Source organism: Pseudomonas psychrophila HA-4, assembly GCF_000282975.1.
Taxonomy (GTDB): domain Bacteria; phylum Pseudomonadota; class Gammaproteobacteria; order Pseudomonadales; family Pseudomonadaceae; genus Aquipseudomonas; species Aquipseudomonas psychrophila_A.
The window spans coordinates 1-24,094 of record NZ_ALJC01000066.1 but is presented as its reverse complement, the minus strand read 5'-3'; the positions used below and the strand labels follow the sequence as shown (position 1 = coordinate 24,094).

Below are 24,094 nucleotides of genomic sequence, written 5' to 3'. Positions count from 1 at the left end.
TGTAGCCGCAGCCTGCGGCAGCGGCTACAGATGTGCGTGCTTAGCGCTGAACAATCTGCAACTTGGTTTGTTCTTTAGGCAGTACACGCTTGGCAACCACATAGTGGCTCTGCCAATAAGGCTTTTTCAGGGTGTCGATGGTCACCGATTTACCGCGACGTGGCGCGTGGATGAACCGGTCATTGCCCAGATAAATGGCAACGTGGTTAACCTTGCGGCTCTTGATGTTGAAAAACAGCAAGTCGCCTGGTTTCAAATCCTTGCGTTCGATCTTTTGGCCATGGCCGCTGGCCATTTCGCTGGAACTGCGGGGCAGATTCACCGCCTTTACGTCGTTAAAGGCGTATTTGACCAATCCGCTGCAGTCGAACCCTTTACTTGGGCTACTGCCGCCCCAACGATAAGGTGTACCCAGCACGTTTACTGCACGGCTCAATACTGCGCTGCTTTGCTTGTTGGCAGCGGCCAGTGACGCGGTGGCAATTTTGCCGGGGGCCTTGCGGTGGACTTTACTAGAAGTCGGGCGCACGACGGTTTTGGTCGTGGTTTTGCTGTTAGTGGCGACATGAACAGCACTCGCAGATGACTTTGCGGTGTAGCCAGTGAAGCCGGACGGAAGGTGTTGCTCACGGTTGGTGGCGTGGGCGGCCAGTGGCATTAATAGGCAAATGGTTAGCCATGTCTTGAATATAGGACGCATTCGGCAGGGCTCAATGGGTGGTTAGCGCGAAACTTTATAACAGCTTTTTTGTCCTTTCTCAGGCCGTTTGTCGATTGGACTTGGGGGTCAAAAAGGCTAAATGCGGTGACAAAATGTCACATGGAAACTGTGCAAGTCAGGTAGTACAAGGCTTTGCGCCATTTTTTGTAAGACACTTTTACCTGTTGCGAGACAGTAAAAAAGTCACAAAAAAAGTCACAATATTTTTCTATCAGCAGCAAAGAGGGCATTTATGAGCGGCTATCGAGACGATGTACAGCGCGATACCCACAGCAAAGTGCTGGGTTATTTGCTCTGGATTTTTGGTTTTCTGGGGGCGCACCGCTTCTATTACGGCAAGCCGGTGACCGGGACGATCTGGTTTTTCACCTTTGGATTGTTGGGAATAGGTTGGCTGATCGACTTGTTTCTGATTCCGAGCATGGACCGTGAAGCGGACCTGCGTTTTACGTCAGGTGATACCGACTACAACGTGTCATGGATTCTGCTGACGTTCCTGGGCGTATTTGGCGTGCATCGCATGTACATGGGCAAGTGGATCACCGGGATCATCTACCTGTTTACAGGCGGTTTTTTCCTGATCGGTGTGCTGTATGACTTCTGGACCTTGAACGACCAGATCTCGATCAAGAACGCTGAACGCCGTTAAAGATCAAAAGCCCCTCACCCTAACCCTCTCCCGGAGGGAGAGGGGACTGATCGAGGGATATTGACGGGTATCTTCACTCTGACGGTACTGCGCTGAATCTGAAAACACCTCGGTAAAGCGCCCTTTCCCTCCGGAGGGAGAGGGGGCTGATCGGGGGATATTGACGGGTCTCTTCACTCTGACGGTACTGCGCTGAATCTGAAAACACCTCGGTAAAGCTCCCTCTCCTTCCGGGAGAGGGTTGGGGTGAGGGCGGCTCTTAGCCTTCGTAACTGATCCGCCCATCCACCAGTGTGTAACGCACGGCACTTGGCAGGCAATGGCCGAGGAACGCGCAGTTGTCGCCTTTGGAGAGCCATTTTTCACCGGCAACCGTCGAGGCCGCTGGGTCGAACAGCACCAGGTCCGCAGGCGAACCCACCGCCAAGCTACCTGCCGGCAGACGCAACGCCTGAGCCGGGCCTGCGCTGAGGCGGGCGAGCAAGGTCGGCAAGTCCAGCAGGCCGTCTTCTACCAACGTCATCGCCAAAGGCAACAACAGTTCGACGCTGCTCATGCCCGGCTCGGTCGCACCGAACGGTGCCAGTTTGGCGTCGCGCTCGTGAGGCTGGTGATGGCTGGAAATAGCCTGTACCACACCCGATTTCACGGCTGCACGCAGGCCGTCGCGGTCCGCGCGGGTGCGCAGTGGCGGTTGCACGTGGTACACGCTGGAGAAGTCCACCAGCGCTTCATCCGTCAAAATCAGTTGATACAGCGCCACATCGGCCGTCACCTTCAGGCCGCGTGCCTGTGCCTGAGCAATCAGGGCTACGCCGCGAGCACTGGTCAGTTGGCTGAAGTGTGCACGCACGCCACTTTGCTCAACCAGCAGCAGGTCACGGGCCAAGGCCACGGTTTCTGCGGTTTCCGGTATGCCCGGCAAACCACGGAAAGCCGCCATCGGGCCGTCGTGGGCGATGCCACCTTCGGCCAGGTCGCGGTCTTGCGAGTTAAAAATCACCGTGAGGTCGAACGTCGCCGCATATTCCAGCGCCCGGCACAGGGTGCGGGTGTTGGTGAAGCTGTTAAGGCCATTGCCGAACGCCACGCAACCGGCGTCGCGCAGCGCAATCAGTTCGGCCAGTTGCTCACCTTCCAAGCCTTTGCTCAGTGCGCCAATCGGGAACACTTTGCAGTTACCCGCTTCGCGGGCTCGGTCCAGGATCAACTCGGCCACCGCCGAGGTGTCGAGCACCGGCTTTGTGTGCGGCGGACAGCACAGGCTGGTCACGCCACCGGCCGCCGCAGCGCGGGTTTCGCTGGCGATGGTGCCTTTGCGGCTGTAACCCGGCTCACGCAGGGCGACGTTAAGGTCAACCAGCCCCGGCGCGGCCACCAGGCCATTGGCGTCGAGGGTTTGGTTCGGAATAAAGCCGGCAGGCGCCGCGCCGATGGCGATTATTTTGCAGGCTTCAATGTGCAGGTCTGTCACTTGGTCCAGCTGGCTCGCTGGGTCGATTACGCGGGCGCCGAGAATGCTGAGCTTCACTGGGCCTTCTCCTGTTCGAATTGGCGCTGGGCTGTTTGCCCGCTCATGGTCATGGACAGCACGGCCATGCGCACGGCGATGCCATACGTCACCTGGTTGAGGATCACCGAATGCGGGCCGTCAGCCACTGCCGACTCAATTTCTACGCCTCGGTTGATCGGGCCAGGGTGCATCACGATCGCGTCCGGCTTGGCACCGGCCAGGCGGGCGGTGGTCAGGCCAAACAGGCGGTAAAACTCGCCTTCGCTCGGCAACAGGCCACCGGACATGCGCTCGCGCTGTAGGCGCAACATGATCACCACGTCGACGTCTTTCAGGCCTTCGTTCATGTCGGTGTACACCTTCACGCCATATTGCTCGATACCGATCGGCAACAGGGTCTTGGGTGCGATAACGCGGATGTCCTTACAGCCCAAGGTTTTCAGCGCAATCATGTTCGAACGTGCGACCCGCGAGTGCAGGATGTCGCCGACGATGGCCACCGAGAGGTTTTCAACGCTGCCTTTGTGCCGACGGATCGTCAGCATGTCGAGCATGCCTTGGGTCGGGTGCGCGTGGCGGCCGTCGCCGCCGTTGATGATCGCCACCTGCGGGCACACGTGTTCGGCAATAAAGTGCGCGGCGCCGGAGTCGCCGTGGCGCACCACGAACATGTCGGCGGCCATGGCTTCAAGGTTTCGAAGGGTGTCGAGCAGAGTTTCGCCCTTGCTCGCGGACGAGGTCGACACATTCAGTGTGATGACGTCGGCAGACAGGCGTTGAGCGGCCATTTCAAAGGTGGTGCGGGTGCGTGTGGAGTTCTCGAAGAACACGTTGCACACCGTCTTTCCGCGCAGCAACGGGACTTTCTTTACCGCTCGGGCGCCGACTTCAAGGAAGGAGTCGGCGGTGTCGAGGATTTCGGTCAGCAGCTCGCGGTTCAACCCGTCGAGCGACAGGAAGTGGCGCAACTGGCCCTGATCATTGAGCTGTAGCGGGCGCTTGGCGTCTGTAGGCGTCATCGCAATGGTCTCTTAAAGGGCTGGGTCTAGAGATGAATCTTGAAGCTCGAGGATCAGCGGTGCAGGGCCGGACAATTTCACTCGCTCGGTGGGCTTGAGTGACAAGGTGGCGCCCACCACGTTTGGACGGATTGGCAACTCGGCAGCGTCCAGGTCCAACAGGCTGACCAGCGTCACGCTGGCAGGACGGCCATAGTCGAACAATTCGTTCAGCGCGGCGCGGATGGTACGGCCGCTCATCAGCACGTCGTCAATCAGCACCAGGTGTTGGCCTTCAATCTCGAACGGCAGCTCTGAGGGACGTACTTGCGGGTGCAGGCCGTTTTGGCTGAAGTCATCGCGGTAGAAGGACACGTCCAGCGTGCCCAGCGGCGAGTCGCTGCCCAGTGCGCGTAGCAGCGCCTGAGCAACCCAGATGCCGCCGGTGCGAATGCCGATGAAACGGGGTTCGGTGATGCCGCGACGGGCCAGATGGGCCTTGAGATCAATGGCCATCTGAGAGATCAGTTCAGCGGGAACAGGCAGGATCATGGTGGCTCCTTAAAAGGCCCGCGTGGCAAAGCGTGCGGCGGCGGGCGCAAACAATGGGGCGCGTCAGTGGTGCAAACGCAGCGTCAGGCTTGAGGTTGTTCCGGGTGTTCGTCGAGCCAGCCTTGCAGCACCAGTTTGGCGGCGATGGCATCAACGGGGTTGTCGCGATAACTGCCGCGCTGGCCACCCTGAGCGCGGCGTTCACCCTTGGCTTCGAAGGTCGTCAGGCGTTCATCGTGGGTAAACACGGGCAGATTGAAGCGGCCATTCAGGCGATTGGCAAATTTTTGCGCGCGGGCGCAGAACTCGCTCGGGGTGCCGTCCATGTTCAGGGGCATGCCGACCACCATAGCGTCGGGTTGCCATTCTTTGATCAGCTTTTCGATTTCTTCCCACTTGGGAATGCCGTTTTCGGCTTTTAGGTTGCACAGCTCACGGGCTTGCCCAGTGATCATCTGGCCGACAGCTACCCCGATGGAGCGGGTGCCGTAGTCGAAACCCAGCAGTAAGCGAAGGCTGGCCATCAGGAATGGCCTGCTTGACTGGTTAGCAAATTAAGGTTCACTCCGAGGTGTTTAGCGGCCGCGTCGAGGCGCAGCTCGCTGGACGTTGCAAACAGGATGTCTGTTGAATACGGGCAGGTCAGCCAGGCGTTGTCGACCAGTTCGGCCTCCAACTGGCCAGCGTCCCACCCTGCATAGCCCAAGCAAATCAGGCTGCGCTGTGGACCATGTCCGTCGGCAATGCTGGAGAGGATGTCGACCGAGGTGGTCAGTGCCAGCCCGTCCTGCAGTTCGACGGTGGCGTCAAAGTTCATGGTGGCGGGGTGCAGAACAAAACCGCGGTCCACCATCACCGGGCCGCCGCCGTAAATCGGCACATGGCTGCATAAAGGTGACGTTGGCGCATCGGGCCGCAACTGCTCAAGAATATCCGCCAGGCTCAGTTCCATCGGCCGATTGATCACCAACCCCATGGCCCCATTGGCCGTGTGCTCGACGATGTAGGTCAAGGTGTGGGCAAAGTTTGGGTCAGCCATGTGCGGCATGGCGATCAGGAATTGATGCTTGAGGTACGTTGGCGTGTGTTTTTTCATGAGCCTAAGTGTGGCGCTGACAAGGGGAACTGACAAGTTGGCGGATGAAGTTTGGCGCTCAACCTAGTGACAGCTCCCACTAATTACTCGACAACTGGTCCCCGGGGCCGAAGCGCCAGGTGCGAATGATCTCTAAACGGTCGATATCAGACAGGTCGCCGGTAAAGGGTGCAAAAGGCGCTGCCAGGCGCACGATGCGCTGCGCGGCTTGATCCAGCAACGGTTGCCCAGACGATTCAAGCACCAGCACTTCATGCAATGACCCATCGCGGTTGATGGACACCAGCAGTCGCAGCTTGCCGTAGATCTTTTCCCGGCGAGCTTGCTCAGGGTAGTTTAGGTTGCCCACACGCTCGATCTTCTTGCGCCAGTCTTCTTTATACCAAGCCCCTTTGTCGCGCATGGTTGACGCAGCATTCATGCGGTAGATCTTTGGGCGCTTGGCATACAGTTGTTGTTCGTTGGCCAGTTCGGCTTCGAGGCTGGAAATCTCGCCAGACAGTTGTGAGCTGTCGAACGTAGGCACACTGGCCTTGGGCGCCGCTTGCGTTTCGACTTTTTGCGGTTCGCGTGGGGCTTTTTTGGGCTTGGGCGCCACCGTAGTCACCGCCGCTTTGGGCGCCGCTTTAGGCTGCTCCGGCTTGGCCGCCGGAGGAGGCGTGACTTTATTGACGGCGTTGTCCTGGAAGGGGGCAATTTCGGTGGTCTTGGGCACGGCTTTTTTATCGAGCGTGCCGCTGCCCTGCTGGTTGTCTTGCGCCAGAAAGTCGGCTTTCTCAGGCGCTTTTTCGCTCTTGAAGGTCGAAAGCGTGATTTCCAGAGTTTTGCTGATTTGCTTGGGTTCACTGACGCTGAAGCCCACGCCCAAAATCACCGCAATATGGATCAGCGCCGCCACAAACAGGGTAAAACCCAGGCGATCAGCCGCACGCGCGCCTTTGTGGCTAAGTTCGGGGGGCAGGTCGCTGGGCAGGGGCATAAAAAACCAACATCGCGGGTTTTGCGGTTCGGCATGATACCGCAATGTTGGTTTTTAGCTGCAAGCCGCACGCTAGAAGCCTAAGTTAAAAGCGGTCTGCTTCAGGCTTGCGGCTTGTGGTTTGCTGCTTCGAGCTTGCGATTTATCGCATCCATCAACAGGGCGCCGATGTTGGTGCCAAAGGCGTTGTCTATTTCGCGGATGCAGGTCGGGCTGGTGACGTTGATTTCGGTCAGGTGCTCACCGATAACGTCCAAGCCTACAAACAACAGGCCTTTTTCACGCAGGGTTGGGCCGACTTGGGCTGCAATCCAACGATCTTTTTCGGTCAGCGGACGGGCTTCACCACGGCCACCCGCGGCCAGGTTGCCACGGGTTTCACCCTGTGCCGGGATACGCGCCAGGCAATACGGAACAGGCTCGCCGTCGATCATCAGGATGCGTTTGTCGCCGTCCTTGATCGCTGGCAGGTAGCCTTGGGCCATGATTTGCTGGGTGCCGTTGGCGGTCAGGGTTTCGAGGATCACTGACAGGTTTGGATCGCCCACCCGATGACGGAAAATCGACGTGCCGCCCATGCCGTCCAGCGGCTTGAGGATCACGTCGCCGTGCAGGGCTGCGAACTCTCGCAGTACGTCGGCGCGGCGGCTGACCACAGTCGGCGGTGTGCACTGGGTGAATTGGGTGGCGAACAGTTTTTCGTTGCAGTCACGCAGGCTCTGCGGCTTGTTGACGATCAGGACGCCGTCACGCTCGGCTTGTTCCAGCAAATAGGTGGAGTACACAAACTCCATGTCGAAAGGCGGGTCCTTGCGCATCAGGATTACATCCAGATCGCTCAGGGCTGTGTCGGTCTCGGCGTCCAGCTCAAACCACTTCTCGGGGTTGGCGAACACCTTGAGCGGCTTCATCCGCGCCCGTGCCTTGCCTTCGTTCAGGTAAAGGTCTTGCTGCTCCATATAGAACAGGGTCCAGCCGCGGTCCTGTGCGGCCAGCAACATGGCCAGCGAGCTGTCCTTTTTATAGGAGATGCCCGCAATGGGGTCCATGACAATCCCGACTCGAACGCTCATGGCAAATTCCTTAAATAAATGGTGGGCAAAAGGCGTAGAAAAGTGGCGCCAGAGTGGCGCTGAGCAGGGGCTTGGTCAAGCTACATAGTGTCGATTGCTGGCCAAAAACCGCGTAGGAGCTGCCGAAGGCTGCGATCTTTTGATCTGCCAACATCAAAAGATCGCAGCCTTCGGCAGCTCCTACGATGTGTTTCAGCGATCACTGAGAGGTGTGTATTGCAGGTCGCGTCTGTGCTAAAAAGACTCGCACAGTGCTCACAGCCCTTGTCCTTCAAGGATTTACGGCTCTAAGCCGCTCAGTTGTAACAAAACGGGTCGCCGTGGCGATGGTAGAGCACATATGGATAAGCATTCCAGCGCCTTAAAGGTGATGGTGATCGACGATTCAAAGACCATTCGCCGCACCGCTGAAACATTGCTGAAAAACGTGGGCTGCGAGGTTATTACGGCGATCGACGGTTTTGATGCCCTGGCCAAGATTGTCGACCATCATCCGCATATCATCTTTGTCGATATCATGATGCCGCGTCTGGATGGCTATCAGACCTGCGCGCTGATCAAGAACAACCGGGCGTTCAAAACCACGCCGGTGATCATGTTGTCGTCCAAGGATGGGTTGTTTGACAAAGCCAAGGGGCGGATTGTCGGGTCTGATCAATTTTTGACCAAGCCTTTCAGCCGAGATGAACTGCTGAGTGCAATCAAGGCCCATGTGCCTGGTTTCAACGTCGTCCCGAACGCTCAATGACGCCGGCCAGTCGGCCGATCACCTTACAAATGGGGAACACCATGGCTCGCATTCTGATCGTCGATGACTCGCCGACTGAAATGTACAAACTGACCAGCATGCTCGAAAAGCATGGTCATGAAGTGCTCAAGGCTGAAAACGGCGCAGATGGTGTGGCGCTGGCACGGCTGGAAAAGCCCGATCTGGTCATGATGGACATCGTGATGCCGGGGCTTAATGGTTTTCAGGCCACGCGCCAGTTGACCAAAGATGCCGAAACTACCCATATCCCGGTGATTATCGTGACCACCAAGGATCAGGAAACCGATAAGGTTTGGGGCACGCGCCAAGGGGCCAGGGACTACATCACCAAACCGATTGACGAAGAGATACTGATCAAGACGGTGAGCGCGGTGTTAGGCGGAAACCCGAACAAGTGATGGCCTTCTGATGCCTGACTCACTGACAGCCTTCGAGTTGCTGCTTGAGATAGACCAGCGCTGTCGTTCGCTGGCGGCGGGTGTGGTGCCTGTGCAAGCGCAGGCCGAGGCTCAGGACTGGAGCGGCATTGGCTTTCGCATGGGCGAGCACCGCTTTGTAGCGCCCCTGGGTGAAATCGCCGAAATCCTCCACGAGCCGCGCTTTACCTTGCTGCCGGGCGTGAAACCCTGGGTTAAAGGGGTGGCCAACCTGCGTGGGCAACTGTTGCCGATTATGGATTTGTGCGGCTTTTTCGCGATTGAGTTATCGCCCCTGCGCAAGCAACGGCGCGTGCTGGTGCTGGAATACAAAGACGTATTTGTTGGCTTGCAAGTGGATGAAGTGCTGGGTATGCAGCACTTTGCCCAGGCCGAGCTAGACACCGATGTACAGGCCTTACCCGGCCTTTCGTTTGCACCCTATATTCAGGGGCATTTCGCCGGTCAGCCCACGTGGTGGATTTTCAGCCCGTTCGCGCTAGCCCAAGCACCCCAGTTTTGGGCTGTGGCGGTGTGAGTAAGGCGCGCGTTTTACCTTCAGCTTTAATACGCAATGCTAGGGCCTGATCGATGAGCACAGCCAATACCGCTAAACCAATGGAAGGGTCGCGCAGTCGTTCGCAGATCATCGTGCTTTTTATAGTCCTGATCGTGTTCATCATGCTGTTGTTCGCCAACTTTGCTTACCTCAACACCCAGTCCAACTACGACAAGCAATACATCAGTCACGCTGGCGAGTTGCGCGTGTTGTCGCAACGTATCGCCAAAAACGCCACCGAAGCCGCCGCCGGTAAAGCCGCTGCGTTCAAGTTGCTCAGTGATGCGCGCAACGACTTCAGCCAACGTTGGGGGTATTTGCAAAAAGGTGACGCGTCGACTGGCCTGCCGCCTGCGCCCCTCAAAATGCACAAGGAAATGCAGGCCGTTCAGCGCGACTGGGAACAGTTGCTGCAAAGCACCAACGCGATTCTGGCCAGTGAGCAAACGGTATTGTCGTTGCATCAGGTGGCGGCCACCTTGGCCGAGACCGTGCCGCAATTGCAGGTGGAGTACGAAAAAGTCGTCGAGATTTTGTTGCTGCGTGGGGCTCCGGCCAGCCAGGTCGCCCTAGCCCAGCGTCAGTCCTTGCTTGCCGAGCGCATTTTAGGGGCAGTCAACACGGTACTGGCCGGTGACGAGAGTGCCGCCCAGGCGGCTGATGCCTTTGGCCGTGATGCCAACCGTTTTGGGCAAGTGCTCAACGGCATGCTTGAGGGCAATGAGGGGCTCAGAATTACCCGGGTAGAAGACAAAGACGCCCGCGCCCGGCTACTCGAAATCTCGGAGCTGTTCCAGTTTGTCTCGGGCTCGGTGGACGAAATCCTTGAGACCTCGCCTCAACTGTTTCAGGTGCGAGAGGCTGCCAACACCATTTTTAGCCTCTCGCAAACCATGCTCGACGAAGCGTCAACATTGGCCAACGGTTTCGAAAATCTCGCCAGCGGGCGCTCGTTGGACATCATAGGCGGCTATGTTCTGGGCCTGCTGGCGCTGATGTCGATCATCCTCATCGGGCTGGTGATGGTGCGCGAGACCAATCGTCAATTGCGCGAAACCGCTGAAAAGAATGAACGAAATCAAAACGCGATCATGCGCCTGCTTGACGAAATCGAAGACCTAGCCGACGGCGATCTGACCGTGACCGCATCGGTCACCGAGGACTTCACCGGCGCGATTGCCGACTCTATTAACTACTCCATCGACCAACTGCGCGAATTGGTGGCCACCATTAACCTGACCGCAGGCCAAGTAGCAGCAGCTGTGCAGGAAACCCAGGCCACCGCCATGCAACTGGCCGATGCATCTGAGCATCAGGCCCAGCAGATTGCTGAGGCGTCGGGGGCTGTTCAGCAAATGGCCCAGTCGATTGATCAGGTCTCGGCCAATGCTTCCGAGTCGTCTGCGGTGGCGGAGCGTTCGGTGGCGATTGCCAACAAAGGCAATGAAGTGGTGCACAACACCATCCACGGCATGGACAACATTCGGGATCAGATTCAGGACACCGCCAAACGGATCAAACGTTTGGGTGAGTCTTCTCAGGAAATCGGCGACATTGTCAGCTTGATCGATGACATTGCTGACCAAACTAATATCTTGGCGTTGAATGCGGCCATTCAGGCTTCGATGGCGGGCGATGCCGGGCGCGGCTTTGCCGTGGTGGCTGACGAGGTTCAGCGCCTAGCTGAACGCTCGTCGGCAGCGACGCGGCAAATCGAGACCCTGGTGCGGGCGATTCAGGCCGACACCAACGAAGCTGTTATCTCCATGGAACAAACCACCACCGAAGTGGTGCGCGGAGCACGTTTGGCTCACGACGCAGGGGTGGCGCTGGAAGAAATCGAAGGCGTGTCGCAGAACCTTGCTGACTTGATTCAGAGCATTTCCAACGCCGCGCAAGAGCAAACCACCTCGGCGTCACAAATTTCCCTGACCATGAACGTGATTCAGCAAATCACCAACCAAACCTCGTCCGGCTCTACCGCTACGGCTGACAGTATTGGCAACCTAGCAAAAATGGCCAGCCAACTGCGGCGCTCGGTGTCCGGTTTCACCTTGCCGGCCTCGCCCAAAACCCAAGAGCCACAGTAGTGCGGCGCAATTCAGACTGGAGTCGTTATGGTTGACCGGCACGACTATGTAGCCCTTGAGTGGGTTAAAGACGAGATTGCCGACACCTTGAAACAGGCTCGCTTGGCCCTGGAAGGCTACGCCCGGCAACCTGCCGCGCAAGCGTTGGCGCAGTGTCTGGAATGCATTCATCAGGTGCATGGCAGTTTGCTTATGGTCGAGTTCTATGGCGCTGCCTTACTGGCCGAAGAGATGGAGCAACTGGTGGTCGCCCTGCAACAGGGCCGGGTCAGCCAGCTCGACGAAGCCCTGCGCTTGTTGCAACAAGCGTTCAGCCAATTGCCGCTGTACCTTGAGCGCGCGCACAGCGCCCGCCGTGACTGGCCGCTGGTGGTGTTGCCGTTGCTCAACGATCTGCGTACAGCCCGTGGCGAAGCCCTGCTCTCTGAAACCAGCCTGTTCAGCCCCGACTTACACACACTGCCTGAGTTGGACCCTGCCGCACTGGCCCACTTGCGCCCGGCTGAGTGGCCACACCAGATACTTGCTTTGCGCCACGCCTTGCATGACGCGCTCCAAGGCTTGCTGCCCGAAGACGACATGCGCGCCAACCTGGAGCGGCTGGCTGATGTGTTTGCCCAGCTTGAGAGTCTGTGTCAGGGCGCGCCGATCAATGCCTTGTGGAAAGTCGCTTCGGCGCTGGTCGATGGCATGCTGCGGGGGCGCGTGGCCAATAGCCCGGCCTTGCGTAGCCTGTTGAGTGAATCGGACAAAGAACTCAAGCGCCTGCTCGAGCAAGGCATTGATGGGGTTAATCAGCCTGCGCCCGACGACTTGCTCACCAGCCTGCTGTTTTACATCGCCAAAGCCGAACAGCCGACCACCAAAATGCTCGCGCTGAAAAACCGCTATGAGCTGGACGAAGCCATGCCCGATGCGGCCATGGTCGATGAAGAGCGGGCGCGACTGGCTGGCCCTGACCGCGACGCCATGCGCTCGGTGGTGGCGGCTCTGTGCGAAGAGCTGGTGCGGGTCAAGGAGCGCCTCGACCTGTTTGTGCGCAGCGACCGCCTGCATGTCTCGGAGTTGAGCAGCCTGATGGCGCCTTTACGGCAGATCGCCGACACGCTGGCGGTGCTCGGGTTTGGGCAGCCGCGCAAGGTCATCATCGACCAACTGGCCGTGGTGCAGGGCATCGCCCAAGGGCAGCGAGAACCCACTGACGCGGTCTTGATGGACGTGGCGGCGGCCCTGCTGTACGTCGAAGCCACGTTGGCCGGGATGGTCGGGAATGTTGAGCCTTCGTCCCGAGAAGAGAGCCGCCTGCCCACCACCGACCTGATGCAGATCCACCAATTGGTGATCAAAGAAGCGCGCATCGGTTTGGAAGAAGCCAAGGACCTGATCGCCGATTATCTGGCTGACAACCACGATCGCCAGCACCTGCAAGCGCTGCCCGATCTGCTGACACAAATCCGTGGCGCGCTGGCCATGATCCCCCTGAACCGCGCTGCCAGCTTGTTGCAAGGCTGCCACGACTTTGTCGTCGAACACTTGTTGGTCGGCCAGTTGCCGCGCAACGAGCAGTTGGACTATCTAGCGGATGCGTTGATCAGCATCGAATACTATTTGGAGCGACTCGCTCTAGACCCGGGTGCGGCGGGAGAAAAGGTGCTGGTACGGGCTGAGAAAAGCCTGGTCGAGCTGGGTTACGCGCCCGTCGAGCGCAATGTGCCGGTGCTCAATGAGCGGCTCAGCCCCAATGAAGTCATGGCCATGCGTGACGTGCAGACCTTGGATGATCCTCAGGTGATGCAAAGCTTGGCCGATGTGCTGGCCAGCCCGCTGTCGGAGGTTAACCCGCCGGCGCAGCACATCCCGAGCAGCTTGTTACCGCCGCCTGCGGACGAAGAGCCCATAGATGAGGAGTTGCTGGACGTCTTTCTGGAAGAGGCCGATGAAGTCCTGATCGCCCTGCATGACGCGTTGCCGCAATGGATCGCCAATCCGGCCGACAGTGCCGCGTTGGCTATCCTGCGGCGCTCTTTTCACACCCTCAAAGGCAGCGGGCGCATGGTCCGTGCGCTGGTGCTGGGCGAGCTGGCGTGGGCTGTCGAAAACCTGCTTAACCGCGTGATCGAGCACAAAGTGGCTCCGACCCCGGCGATTTGTGAACTGCTGGATGAGGTGCTGGTGAAACTGGCGCAATTGATTCAGGAGTTTGCCGAAGGCCGCCAGCGTCAGCACGAAGACGTCGACCAACTGGCCGCACGTGCACATGCTCTGTCTCGTGGCGAGCCGCTGCCGCTCTTGATCGAGCAGCAAGCCCCCGGCTTCGACCCGCAATTGCTGGATATTTTTCGCCACGAAGCGCAAACCCACCTCGACAGCCTCAACCACTTTCTTGATCTGGCCAGCGAGCAGCTTCCGCTGTACGCCACTGACGATTTGCAACTCGCCATGCACACTCTCAAAGGCAGTGCACACATGGCGGGCGTGCTCAGAATGGCCGAGTTGGCAGCGCCGCTGGATTACTTGGTGCGTGAATACAAGGCCCACAACCTTGCGCTGGACACTGATGAAGTCCAATTGTTATTGGAGGCCGACAGTTTGCTGCATCGCGGTCTTAAACAGCTCGATGTCGACCCGCTGAGCGAGATTCGCGGTGCTCGGGACTTGATCAAGCGTACTGAGCAGTGCGTCTCCCGGCGCTTGCAAACCGTTTTGGATGCGCCCGTAGGTGTGTTTAAAACCTTGCGTGACCCGCAACGCACTGCCGCGTTTCTGGCGCAGAGCATGGACATTCTGTTTGACGCCGAAGACGTGCTTCGTCACTGGCGACAGAACCCGCATGAGCGTGACGGGCTCGACACCCTGCTGGACCAATTGACCACGTTGGGCGAGTCGGCGTTTTTGCTGGAGCTGCAGCCCATCGACGCACTGTGCGAAGCCTTGCTCGATGTATACGGCGCCGTTGAAGAAAGCAGTCTGGTGGTGAGCGAGCGGTTTTTCCACGAGGCAGATGAGGCCCATGAAGCACTGATCAACATGCTCGATCAGTTGGCGGCCGGACAAGAGATCACCCCGCAACCACAGCGTATTGCCGCCTTGCGTGCGCTGCTGCATGAAGGCCTGGCGCCTGATGCTACGGGCTTGATTCGTCGGGACGGCAACCAGACGCTGGACATTACGGAGTTGGGCGCCGCCACCGCACAATTGGGGGCTGAGCAGAGCGAGGCGATGGACGACGAAATCGTCGCCATTTTCCTTGAAGAAGCGGTGGATATTCTCGACAGCGCGGGTCAGGCGTTGCAGCGCTGGCTCAATGAGCCCGACAATCTGGCGCCGCTGTCTTCGTTGCAGCGTGACTTGCACACCCTCAAGGGTGGCGCGCGCATGGCCGGTATCGTGCCGATTGGCGATTTGGCCCATGAACTGGAGCACCTTTACGAAGGGTTGCTGGATCGACGCCTGAGCGAAAGCCCGACGTTGTGCCGATTGCTAGAACTTAGCCACGCGCAATTGGTGGTCCTGCTCGAGCAACTGCAACACCAGCAACCCTTGAGCGACCCCATCGAGCTGATCGAGGCCATTCGCGGTTTCAGGCTCTACAACACGCCGCCCGCCGAGCCGAACAGCGTCGAGCCTGACGTGCCGCCTGCGGGCGAGCAAAGTGTTACCGACCCGGAGCTGTTGGACATCTTCCTGGAAGAGGCCTTCGACATTCTCGAAAGCTCAGGGGCGGCGCTGCTGCGCTGGCAGGGCGAGCCGCAAAACCACCTAGAAATCGAAAACCTGCTGCGCGACCTGCACACCCTTAAAGGGGGGGCGCGCATGGTCGAAATTTCCGCCATTGGCGATTTTGCTCACGAGTTGGAAACCCTTGTTGAAGATATTTCCCTGGGTTTTCTGACGGCGGGTCCCGAGCTTTTTACCTTGTTGCAGCGCAGCCATGATCAGTTGGCGCAAATGCTCGATGCCTTGCGCAGCGGCCAGCCGGTGCCTTCGCCGCAAGTGCTGATTGAGCACATTCGCAAGGTTGAGCGCAGCACCCGGCACGTTGTTCTGCCAACCGCGCCGAGCAAGCCGGAGCCGGTGGCCGAGGCTGAGCGGACCGGGCTGGACACCCTTAAGGTGCCGGCGGAATTGCTGGAAGAATGGGTCAACCTAGCAGGTGAAAACTCGATCATTCGTGGGCGCCTTGAACAGCAGGTCAACGACGGCAAAACGGCCCTCAACGAAATGCAGACCACGCTTGAGCGCATGCACGATCAACTGCGTCGACTTGATACCGAAACCCAGAGCCGCATTCATAGTCGCCATTACACCGAAGTCGATGGTGCGGCTTACGATGAGTTCGATCCCCTGGAAATGGACCGTCATTCGCAGTTGCAACAACTGTCGCGTGCGCTCTTCGAGTCTGCCTCCGACTTGCTCGATCTTAAGGCCACGCTGGCGGCGCGCAATCAGGACGCCTACAGCCTGTTGAAAAAACAAGCGCGGGTTAACACCCAACTGCAAGAAGGCCTGATGGGCACCCGCATGGTGCCGTTCGAGAGGGTGCTTCCGCGCCTCAAACGCGTGGTGCGGCAAGTCGCCAGCGAGCTGGGCAAACAGGTCGAATTCAGCGTCATCAATGCTGAAGCCGAAATCGACCGTAACGTCTTGGAGCGCATGGTTGCCCCGCTTGAGCATATGTTGCGTAACGCCGTCGACCACGGCCTAGAGTCAGCAGCACTGCGTCACGCAAGCGGTAAACCCGAGCAGGGGCGTATCACCCTTGAGCTGTCTAATGAAGGCGGCGATGTGGTGTTCGACATCCGTGACGATGGTGCCGGAGTGCCGCTGGAAGCCGTGCGGCGCAAAGCCATCTTGCGCGGCTTATTGGACCCGCACGCGACCATCAGCGACCGCGATGTGTTGCAGTTCATCTTGCAGCCCGGGTTTTCGACGGCTGAAAAAATCACCCAGATTTCCGGGCGAGGGGTCGGCATGGACGTGGTGCATGAAGAAGTGCGCCAGTTGGGCGGCAGCATGACCATCGACTCGGTGCCGGGGCAGGGCGTGCATTTTGAAATCCGCCTGCCGTTCAGCGTTTCGCTCAACCGCGCCTTGATGGTGCAATGCGCGGATGAGCAGTACGCCATTGCACTCAATACTGTCGAAGGCATCGTGCGGGTTCTGCCTAACGAGCTGGAGGACTACTACCAGCTAGACCCGCACATGTACCACTACGGCGGCCAGGACTACGATCTGTTTTATTTGGGCGAACTCCTACAAACCGTGGGTAAACCCAAGCTGGTGGGGCAAAACCAATCATTGCCGGTGTTGCTGGTGCATTGCCAGGACCAGTACGTGGCGCTTCAGGTTGACGCGTTGGCGGGCTCGCGAGAAATCGTGGTCAAAAGCCTTGGCCCGCAATTTACCGGGGTGCAAGGCGTGTCGGGCGCCACCATTTTGGGCGATGGCCGCGTGGTATTGATTCTCGACTTGCTGGCCTACATCCGCGCGCATCAGGCGCGTCAGCCCTCACAGCTGGCGAACAAGGATGCCAACGGCCTGCTGGAATTTACCCCGGCGGTGCGCCCGCTGCTGGTGTTGGTCGTCGACGACTCGGTCACCGTGCGCAAAGTGACTAGCCGCTTGCTTGAACGTAACGGCATGAATGTCATCACCGCCAAGGACGGGGTCGACGCCATGAGCGTGCTCGATGACCACACCCCGGACCTGATGCTGCTCGACATTGAAATGCCGCGCATGGACGGCTTCGAAGTCGCCACCCGCGTGCGCAACGACCCATACCTCAAAAGCCTGCCGATTATCATGATCACCTCGCGTACCGGCCAAAAGCACCAGAACCGCGCGATGGCCATCGGCGTCAACGACTACCTGGGCAAACCGTATCAAGAGTCGGTGTTGCTGGAGCGCATCGCCTACTGGAGCAACCTGAATGCTTGACCATCGCGTGGGTAGCCTGACCTGCTTGTTGTTGCCGCTGGCAGATCGCTACTTGTTATTACCCAACGTTGCGATTGCTGAACTCATCGATTGGCAGCGCGGCGAACCCAGCACAGACTTGCCGCCTTGGCACCTGCGACAAATCATCTGGCGCGACCGCGAACTGCCGCTGATCAGCTTCGAGGTTGCCTGCGGTAGCCCATTAGTGATTGGCGAGCGGGCGCGCATCGTCATCCTCAACACCTTGAGCGACGACCCGCGTCTTAAATTCATAGGACTGGTGGTGCAAGGCATCCCGCGCTCCTACCGAATCGACAGCCAATTGAACTTCGTCGACGTCTCGCTAAGTTCGCTGGAACGTGCGGCGGTGCAAGTAGGGGATTACGTGGCCAAGATCCCAGATTTGCTGGGGTTGGAGAAGTTGGTGTTGGGGGAGGGAAGTCGAGTCTGATTACATAAATATATAAAGTCCATTATTTTGGAGGGTGTTAAAAATATAAAAGACTAAATACGCTGTTGGCTCGATTATGGATAAAGCAGGTATTTCGAGTATGGATGGCGACAGTATTAAAACTAATTATTATGCCTATGATGCGCTAAACCGACTTTCCCGTTGTCAGTCAACGCACTGTTCGGCACTTGAAATATTCTATAAAAATAATGTTCGCTGTACGGACATTGAAGGCAAGCGTAATCGCTCGATGTTTAATGGAGGTGGGCGTCTTCTGGCGCAACGAGATCATTCACCAGACTCTGCGCGTGTCACGTTACTGGCTAACACGCTATCTCATACGGTTGTGAGTGCAATGTCTGAGTCGTTGTGCCCTGTTCAGCCGTGTCTCGCCTACGGTTTTAATACACAAGACAACGCAGATTCACCGTTGCCCGCTTTTAATGGTGAACACGCCGACCCTTCCACAGGGCATTACTTACTGGGCAATGGATACCGGGCGTTTAACCCCCTATTGATGCGTTTCAACAGCCCGGACAGTTGGAGCCCCTTTGGGGCTGGCGGCATCAATAGCTATGGTTATTGTGCGGGAGACCCCATTAATTATAGTGATTCCAGCGGGCATGCCTTTTTAGCTGTTGTCTCCAGAGGGCTGAGGCGTTTCGCCCAGAGGAGGCAGTTGAATGTGATGTACAGCCAGGCCCCCGCAGCAAAACAGCAAGTTGATGGGCTTGCGGGGCGTCTGGCGGATAAATACAGAGGGGCGGTTATTGAAGCGCCTTTGAAAAGTAAGGAGCGGGCATGGGAAAAAATAATAAATACCTTTGGCGGAGACACATCAAAAATAAATGATATAGCCAGGAATACGCTGATCGTTAAGCAAAGGAATATCGGTAGCGTCGTTAAAGATCTGAAATTGCAAGGTGCGTCTATTAAAGTTATACCGCCTTTGCCGGGGGGCGGCGGTTACAGAGGGGTGCATGCAACCATTCGTACACGTTCTGGGCTATTGGCTGAAATGCAAGTGCATGCGCCAAACATGATAGTTGCCAATATGCCTGAGGAAGTCGCTCGTGGAGCGTTGAGTGCTCAAAACTTTAATCATCTTAATAGCTTCGCCACGCGCAATGGCTACTCAATCGGCAAAGGGCACTCTATTTACGAAGTCGTTCGTGATGTGAATAAGAGCATCAGAGTCCGTGATGAAGCAGCCAGTAATCTTCGTGATTATTACGGTTTTATGAACGACGGCTTTGTACGTCTCTAGTCATCGACCTCTGCCCCAGCTTCACGTTAATACTTGGCAAGCAACCCTCGACGATCGCCGCATTGCCCTTTAAGTTCGCAGGTTTGACCCTTATCTTGTAACAAGGTGACGCAGTCGCACTGTCGGTTATTGAGGATGTTGCACATGTATCACGGGGAAAAACTTAACGCCTGGACCCACCTGTTGGGCGCTGTGGCAGCTGCGGTAGGCAGTATTTGGTTGTTGGTCATCGCGTGCCTTGACGGCAGCCCGCAAAAGATTATCAGTGTGGCTATTTATGGCGTGACGCTGGTGCTGTTGTACAGCGTGTCGACCGTGTACCACAGCGTGCGCGGACGATCAAAAGTGATCATGCAAAAGTTTGATCACCTGTCGATTTACCTGCTGATCGCCGGCAGTTACACCCCGTTTTGTCTCGTGACGCTGCACGGGCCGTGGGGGTGGTCGTTGTTCGGGGTTGTATGGAGCATGGCGGTGATCGGCATGCTGCAAGAGATAAAGCCGCGTTCTGAAGCACGCATTCTGTCGATTGTGATTTACGCGGTCATGGGCTGGATTGTGCTGGTGGCGGTCAAGCCCTTGCTGGCGGCCCTTGGCACTGCCGGTTTTATCTGGCTGGCCACAGGCGGAGTGATGTACACCGTGGGGATTATCTTTTTTGCCCTCGATCATCGTCTGCGCCATGCCCACGGCATTTGGCATTTGTTTGTGATTGCCGGCAGCTTGCTGCACTTTGTGGCCATCTCGCATTACGTGATTTAGGCGACTGTAGGAGCCGTATTACGCTTTTTTCAGCGGCTTTTTGGTGTCGCTGCGGATCTGCGCATGGCTGATCAGGGCGAAGATGAAGCTGCCCCCGATGATATTGCCCGCCAAGGTCGGGCCGGCAAAGAGTAGCCAAAAGTCTTTCCACGGCAGTTCGCCCGCGAACACCAAGTACGAAACTTCAGCCGTACCCACCACGATGTGAGTGAAGTCACCCAATGCCATCAGGTAGGTGATGAGGATGATGATCCACATCTTTGCGCTCTCCATGGAGGGGATCATCCACACCATGGTTGCAATCATCCAGCCCGAGATAATGCCTTTTGAGAACATTTGGCTGACGTCGTTTTCCATCACCTTGCGTCCAATCTCAAGGAAGGCTGTGTCGGTCTGGGTGTCAAAAATCGGTAAATGCAGCATCACGTAGGCCACCATCAGGGTGCCGATCAAGTTGCCGACCAACACCACTGCCCACAGACGGAATAATCGCCCGAAGTTGTTCAGTGTCGGTTTGCTCATGATGGGCAATACGGCCGTCAGGGTGTTTTCAGTGAACAGTTGCTGGCGAGCGAGGATGACCGCCAGAAAACCCGCGCAGTAACCAAAACTGGCGATGACCTTAAAGGCTTCTCCGCTGGGCAGGCGTGAGTTGAGCAAGCCCATGGCCATGAGTGACAGGCCCATGGTCAGCCCGGCGGCGAGTGCCGACCAGAAGAGCGCGGCGATACTACGTTCCAGCTCCTGGTCGCCCTGCAAACGAATGATCTCGTGCAGTACAGCTGCCCGTGGAGGCTGGTTTTTGGCGACGTCGTGCTCTTCTTCCGCAGACAGATTGGGAGTTTTGCCGCTGTTTTGAGTGCTCATGGGCTTCATGACCGTAGGCGTGTGTAAGCGTACGACACGCACGGCCAGCAGCTGTTCACTCAAAACCTGTCGCCGCAGCTTAAGGCTGTGATGAGTGGCGCAGCGTTTATCCGGTTGAAGGTGCTAGGCCCTTATCGCAGTCTGCGGCAGCGGCTACAGGGTCAACGTTGATCAGTCTTTCTTTTCGTCGTCGAACTGGTCTTTGACGTATTTGATTTCGGTGCGTCCGTGGGGGGCGGGCAGGCCATCTTCACCTAGGTTGACGAAGACCATTTTGTCGACTGTGAGGATGCTTTTGCGGGTGATTTTATTGCGCACCTCGCAGGTCAGGGTGATTGACGTACGACCAAATTCGGTGGCGGTGATGCCCAGTTCGATGATGTCGCCCTGGCGCGAGGCGCTGACAAAGTTGATTTCGGAGATGTATTTGGTGACCACGCGCTGGTTGCCCAATTGAACAATGGCGTAAATCGCGGCTTCTTCGTCGATCCAGCGCAGCAGGCTGCCACCGAACAAGGTGCCGTTGGGATTTAGGTCTTCGGGTTTAACCCATTTGCGGGTGTGAAAATTCATATTCGCTCCTGACCGTCTTGCCTAAGATGCGGGCCATGGTGCCAGACCGCAGCGCTAAGCTCTATTAACCTTGGACTATGGTCTCGATTAAACAAATGAAAAAGCCTTGGATAAAACCTTGGGAACATCGTTGCGGATGGCTATAATCCCACTCGCTTCAAAAACGGTCATTTTTTCCCAGTACCGTTTTCCCGCCACCTGTCCGAGGGGCGCTGCAGCAGGTTCAACCTGTCAGGCTCGGATGGGGCGTTGTTTGTTCAGGGCTCCCTGACAGGCACTAAACGCACAACGGCGCCCATTCGCGATTTAAACGAATGGAGGCTCTTAATGAGCGCTGTCAACACGCCTGTAGGTTTTACCGACTATAAAGTCGCCGATATGTCCCTCGCCCAATGGGGTCGTCGCGAAACCTTCATCGCTGAATCCGAAATGCCAGCCCTGATGGGTCTGCGCCGTCGGTATGCCGCAGAACAACCGCTTAAGGGCGCGAAGATTCTGGGCTGCATCCACATGACAATCCAAACTGCCGTACTGATCGAAACCTTGGTTGCCCTGGGTGCCGAAGTGCGTTGGTCGTCGTGCAACATTTTCTCGACTCAGGACCAAGCTGCTGCCGCTATCGCTGCTGCCGGCATCCCGGTTTTTGCCTGGAAGGGCGAGACCGAAGAAGAGTACGAGTGGTGCCTTGAGCAAACCATCCTCAAAGATGGCCAGCCTTGGGACGCCAACATGATCCTCGACGACGGCGGCGACCTGACCGAGCTGCTGCACAAGAAATACCCGGCGATGCTGAAAAAGATCCACGGCGTAACCGAAGAAACCACCACTGGCGTACACCGTCTGCTGGACATGCTGGCCAAAGGCGAGCTGATGATCCCGGCGATCAACGTCAATGACTCGGTGACCAAAAGCAAAAACGACAACAAGTACGGCTGCCGTCACAGCCTGAACGATGCGATCAAGCGTGGTACTGACCACCTGCTGTCCGGCAAGCAAGCGCTGGTGATTGGCTACGGTGACGTGGGCAAGGGCTCGGCTCAATCGCTGCGTCAGGAAGGCATGATCGTTAAGGTTTCCGAAGTTGACCCAATCTGCGCCATGCAAGCATGCATGGACGGCTTTGAAGTGGTTTCGCCGTTCATCAACGGCCAGAACGACGGCACGGCTGCCAGCATCGACGCTGCGCTGCTGGGCAAGATCGACTTGATCGTGACCACCACGGGTAACGTCAACGTGTGCGATAAAAACATGCTGGCTGCGCTGAAAAAACGCGCCGTCGTGTGCAACATCGGTCACTTCGACAACGAAATCGACACGGCTTTCATGCGCAAAAACTGGGCGTGGGAAGAAGTGAAGCCACAGGTACACAAAGTTCACCGTACTGGCCTGGGCGAATTCGACCCACAGAACGACGACTACCTGATCCTGCTGGCCGAAGGCCGTCTGGTTAACCTGGGCAACGCCACAGGCCACCCAAGCCGCATCATGGACGGCTCGTTTGCCAACCAGGTACTGGCGCAGATCTTCCTGTTCGCGCAGAAATACGCTGACCTGCCGGCCGAGCTGCAAGCTGAGCGTCTGACCGTAGAAGTTCTGCCTAAGAAACTCGACGAAGAAGTGGCCCTGGAAATGGTTCGCGGCTTCGGTGGCGTGGTTACGCAACTGACTAAGCAACAGGCTGACTACATCGGCGTTACCGTCGAAGGCCCATTCAAGCCAGACGCGTACCGTTATTAACGGTAGCTGCAAGCTTTTAGCTTCAAGCGGCAAGTAAGAGCGTTTTGTTTACTTGCTGCTTGAGTCTTGGAACTTGATTCCTTTTTCGCTTTTTGCAGTCGTGAGCTGCATGCTCTCAGCACAAGAGCCTGGCGAACCGCCCTCTTGCGCTTGAAGCGTGTAGCTTGCCGCTGGAGGTCCCCTCCATGTCTCAAGACCGTCGTTTCAGCTTCGAGTTCTTTCCGACCAAGACCGATGCTGGGCATGAAAAACTGATGAGCACGGCTCGCCATCTGGCGACCTTTAACCCTGACTTTTTCTCCTGCACCTACGGTGCCGGTGGCTCGACCCGTGACCGCACGATCAACACCGTGCTGCAACTGGAGAGCGAAGTAAAAGTACCTGCGGCCCCGCACTTGTCGTGCGTAGGTGACAGCAAGGATGATTTACGAGGCCTGCTGGCCCAGTACAAGTCGGCCGGTATCAAGCGTATTGTCGCGCTGCGTGGCGACCTGCCTTCGGGTATGGGCGTGGCCAGTGGCGAATTGCGTTATGCCAATGACTTGGTGAGCTTCATTCGTGAAGAAACTGCCGATCACTTCCATATCGAAGTGGCGGCATACCCGGAAATGCACCCCCAAGCGCGCAATTTCGAAGACGACATCAGCAACTTCGTGCGCAAGGCTAACGCTGGCGCCGACAGTGCGATCACCCAATACTTCTTCAACGCTGACAGCTACTTCCGTTTTGTCGAGCGTGTGCAGGCGGCGGGCGTCACGATTCCTATCGTGCCGGGCATCATGCCGATCACCAATTACAGCAAGCTGGCGCGTTTCTCTGACGCCTGCGGCGCAGAAATCCCTCGTTGGATTCGCAAGCAACTGGAAGCCTACGGCGACGATGCGAACAGCATTCAGGCTTTTGGTGAGCAAGTCATCAGCGAAATGTGCGAGCGTTTGCTGGCTGGCGGCGCCCCTGGCCTGCACTTCTACACCCTGAACCAGTCTGAGCCGAGTCTGGCAATCTGGAACAACCTGAAGCTGCCACGCTGATCCAGACCTTGTAGGAGCGAGCGTGCTCGCGATCTTTTAAACGATCAAAAGATC

General features: G+C 57.4%; 20 protein-coding genes, 1 pseudogene and 1 riboswitch. Of the genes and pseudogenes, 11 read left to right on the top strand and 10 right to left on the bottom strand.

Translation table 11 applies throughout. The features are described 5' to 3' along the window. Positions 1 to 40: 40 nt before the first annotated feature. The gene (locus tag B347_RS0107930) at positions 41 to 700 is read right to left on the bottom strand and encodes a C40 family peptidase (protein ID WP_026014058.1); all 660 of its coding nucleotides are present in this window, start codon (positions 698 to 700) and stop codon (positions 41 to 43) included. 253 nt (positions 701 to 953) lie between these two features. On the opposite strand from B347_RS0107930, the gene B347_RS0107925 reads away from it, so the two are divergent. Further along, positions 954 to 1,370 carry an NINE protein gene (locus B347_RS0107925; protein WP_019409165.1) on the top strand — a complete coding sequence of 139 codons (417 nt, stop codon included), beginning with the start codon at positions 954 to 956 and terminating at the stop codon, positions 1,368 to 1,370. Between the two features lie 259 nt (positions 1,371 to 1,629). Here the strand turns inward: B347_RS0107925 and B347_RS0107920 are convergent, their stop codons facing one another. The 7 genes from B347_RS0107920 to gshB form a co-directional block, all read right to left on the bottom strand. Next, positions 1,630 to 2,901: a dihydroorotase gene (locus B347_RS0107920; protein WP_019409164.1), complete on the bottom strand. Its 1,272-nt coding sequence runs from the start codon at positions 2,899 to 2,901 to the stop codon at positions 1,630 to 1,632. Beyond that, positions 2,898 to 3,902 carry an aspartate carbamoyltransferase catalytic subunit gene (locus B347_RS0107915; protein ID WP_019409163.1) on the bottom strand — a complete coding sequence of 335 codons (1,005 nt, stop codon included), beginning with the start codon at positions 3,900 to 3,902 and terminating at the stop codon, positions 2,898 to 2,900. The genes B347_RS0107920 and B347_RS0107915 overlap by 4 nt, the downstream gene beginning before the upstream one ends. Positions 3,903 to 3,914: 12 nt before the next feature. Continuing rightward, a complete protein-coding gene (gene pyrR, locus B347_RS0107910) occupies positions 3,915 to 4,433 on the bottom strand; it encodes a bifunctional pyr operon transcriptional regulator/uracil phosphoribosyltransferase PyrR (RefSeq protein WP_019409162.1) in 519 nt (172 codons plus the stop codon). Positions 4,434 to 4,516: 83 nt separating this feature from the next. After that, on the bottom strand, positions 4,517 to 4,957 hold the full coding sequence (ruvX, locus tag B347_RS0107905) for a Holliday junction resolvase RuvX (protein ID WP_019409161.1): 441 nt from the start codon (positions 4,955 to 4,957) through the stop codon (positions 4,517 to 4,519). After that, positions 4,957 to 5,529, bottom strand: a complete 573-nt coding sequence (locus B347_RS0107900) for a YqgE/AlgH family protein (RefSeq protein WP_019409160.1) — start codon at positions 5,527 to 5,529, stop codon at positions 4,957 to 4,959. Before B347_RS0107900 ends, ruvX begins: the two co-directional genes overlap by 1 nt. Before the next feature lie 79 nt (positions 5,530 to 5,608). Then, complete coding sequence (locus tag B347_RS0107895) at positions 5,609 to 6,508, bottom strand: energy transducer TonB (RefSeq protein ID WP_019409159.1); 900 nt, start codon at positions 6,506 to 6,508, stop codon at positions 5,609 to 5,611. Positions 6,509 to 6,609: 101 nt separating this feature from the next. After that, positions 6,610 to 7,581 carry a glutathione synthase gene (gene gshB / locus B347_RS0107890; protein WP_019409158.1) on the bottom strand — a complete coding sequence of 324 codons (972 nt, stop codon included), beginning with the start codon at positions 7,579 to 7,581 and terminating at the stop codon, positions 6,610 to 6,612. Between the two features lie 340 nt (positions 7,582 to 7,921). On the opposite strand from gshB, the gene pilG reads away from it, so the two are divergent. The 8 genes and pseudogenes from pilG to trhA all read left to right on the top strand — a co-directional run bounded on the left by pilG (position 7,922) and on the right by trhA (position 19,832). Beyond that, positions 7,922 to 8,329, top strand: a complete 408-nt coding sequence (pilG, locus tag B347_RS0107880; protein WP_019409156.1) for a twitching motility response regulator PilG — start codon at positions 7,922 to 7,924, stop codon at positions 8,327 to 8,329. A gap of 41 nt (positions 8,330 to 8,370) precedes the next feature. Beyond that, a complete protein-coding gene (gene pilH / locus B347_RS0107875) occupies positions 8,371 to 8,748 on the top strand; it encodes a twitching motility response regulator PilH (protein WP_026014057.1) in 378 nt (125 codons plus the stop codon). 10 nt (positions 8,749 to 8,758) lie between these two features. Continuing rightward, positions 8,759 to 9,304, top strand: coding sequence for a chemotaxis protein CheW (locus tag B347_RS0107870; protein ID WP_019409154.1), 546 nt, complete (start codon positions 8,759 to 8,761; stop codon positions 9,302 to 9,304). Between the two features lie 53 nt (positions 9,305 to 9,357). Then, on the top strand, positions 9,358 to 11,415 hold the full coding sequence (locus B347_RS0107865; protein ID WP_026014056.1) for a methyl-accepting chemotaxis protein: 2,058 nt from the start codon (positions 9,358 to 9,360) through the stop codon (positions 11,413 to 11,415). A gap of 27 nt (positions 11,416 to 11,442) precedes the next feature. Next, positions 11,443 to 17,352: an Hpt domain-containing protein gene (locus B347_RS0107860; RefSeq protein ID WP_019409152.1), complete on the top strand. Its 5,910-nt coding sequence runs from the start codon at positions 11,443 to 11,445 to the stop codon at positions 17,350 to 17,352. Next, complete coding sequence (locus tag B347_RS0107855) at positions 17,345 to 17,803, top strand: chemotaxis protein CheW (RefSeq protein WP_019409151.1); 459 nt, start codon at positions 17,345 to 17,347, stop codon at positions 17,801 to 17,803. Before B347_RS0107860 ends, B347_RS0107855 begins: the two co-directional genes overlap by 8 nt. A 76-nt stretch (positions 17,804 to 17,879) precedes the next feature. Beyond that, a pseudogene (locus B347_RS27150) lies at positions 17,880 to 18,431 on the top strand (RHS repeat-associated core domain-containing protein); the annotation flags it as partial. Between the two features lie 783 nt (positions 18,432 to 19,214). Beyond that, complete coding sequence (trhA, locus tag B347_RS0107845) at positions 19,215 to 19,832, top strand: PAQR family membrane homeostasis protein TrhA (RefSeq protein ID WP_019409149.1); 618 nt, start codon at positions 19,215 to 19,217, stop codon at positions 19,830 to 19,832. Positions 19,833 to 19,850: 18 nt separating this feature from the next. On the opposite strand, the gene B347_RS0107840 is transcribed toward trhA, so the two are convergent. Together B347_RS0107840 and B347_RS0107835 are read right to left on the bottom strand one after the other, a co-directional pair. Beyond that, positions 19,851 to 20,699 (bottom strand): formate/nitrite transporter family protein, encoded by an 849-nt coding sequence (locus B347_RS0107840; protein ID WP_019409148.1) that lies wholly within the window; start codon positions 20,697 to 20,699, stop codon positions 19,851 to 19,853. A 171-nt stretch (positions 20,700 to 20,870) separates the two neighbouring features. After that, a complete protein-coding gene (locus tag B347_RS0107835) occupies positions 20,871 to 21,272 on the bottom strand; it encodes an acyl-CoA thioesterase (RefSeq protein ID WP_019409147.1) in 402 nt (133 codons plus the stop codon). Between the two features lie 198 nt (positions 21,273 to 21,470). Further along, a riboswitch (S-adenosyl-L-homocysteine riboswitch) is annotated at positions 21,471 to 21,576 on the top strand. A 23-nt stretch (positions 21,577 to 21,599) separates the two neighbouring features. Here B347_RS0107835 and ahcY point away from each other — a divergent pair. Together ahcY and metF are read left to right on the top strand one after the other, a co-directional pair. Continuing rightward, a complete protein-coding gene (gene ahcY, locus B347_RS0107830; RefSeq protein WP_019409146.1) occupies positions 21,600 to 23,009 on the top strand; it encodes an adenosylhomocysteinase in 1,410 nt (469 codons plus the stop codon). 185 nt (positions 23,010 to 23,194) lie between these two features. Beyond that, on the top strand, positions 23,195 to 24,040 hold the full coding sequence (gene metF / locus B347_RS0107825) for a methylenetetrahydrofolate reductase [NAD(P)H] (RefSeq protein WP_019409145.1): 846 nt from the start codon (positions 23,195 to 23,197) through the stop codon (positions 24,038 to 24,040). Positions 24,041 to 24,094: the final 54 nt, after the last annotated feature.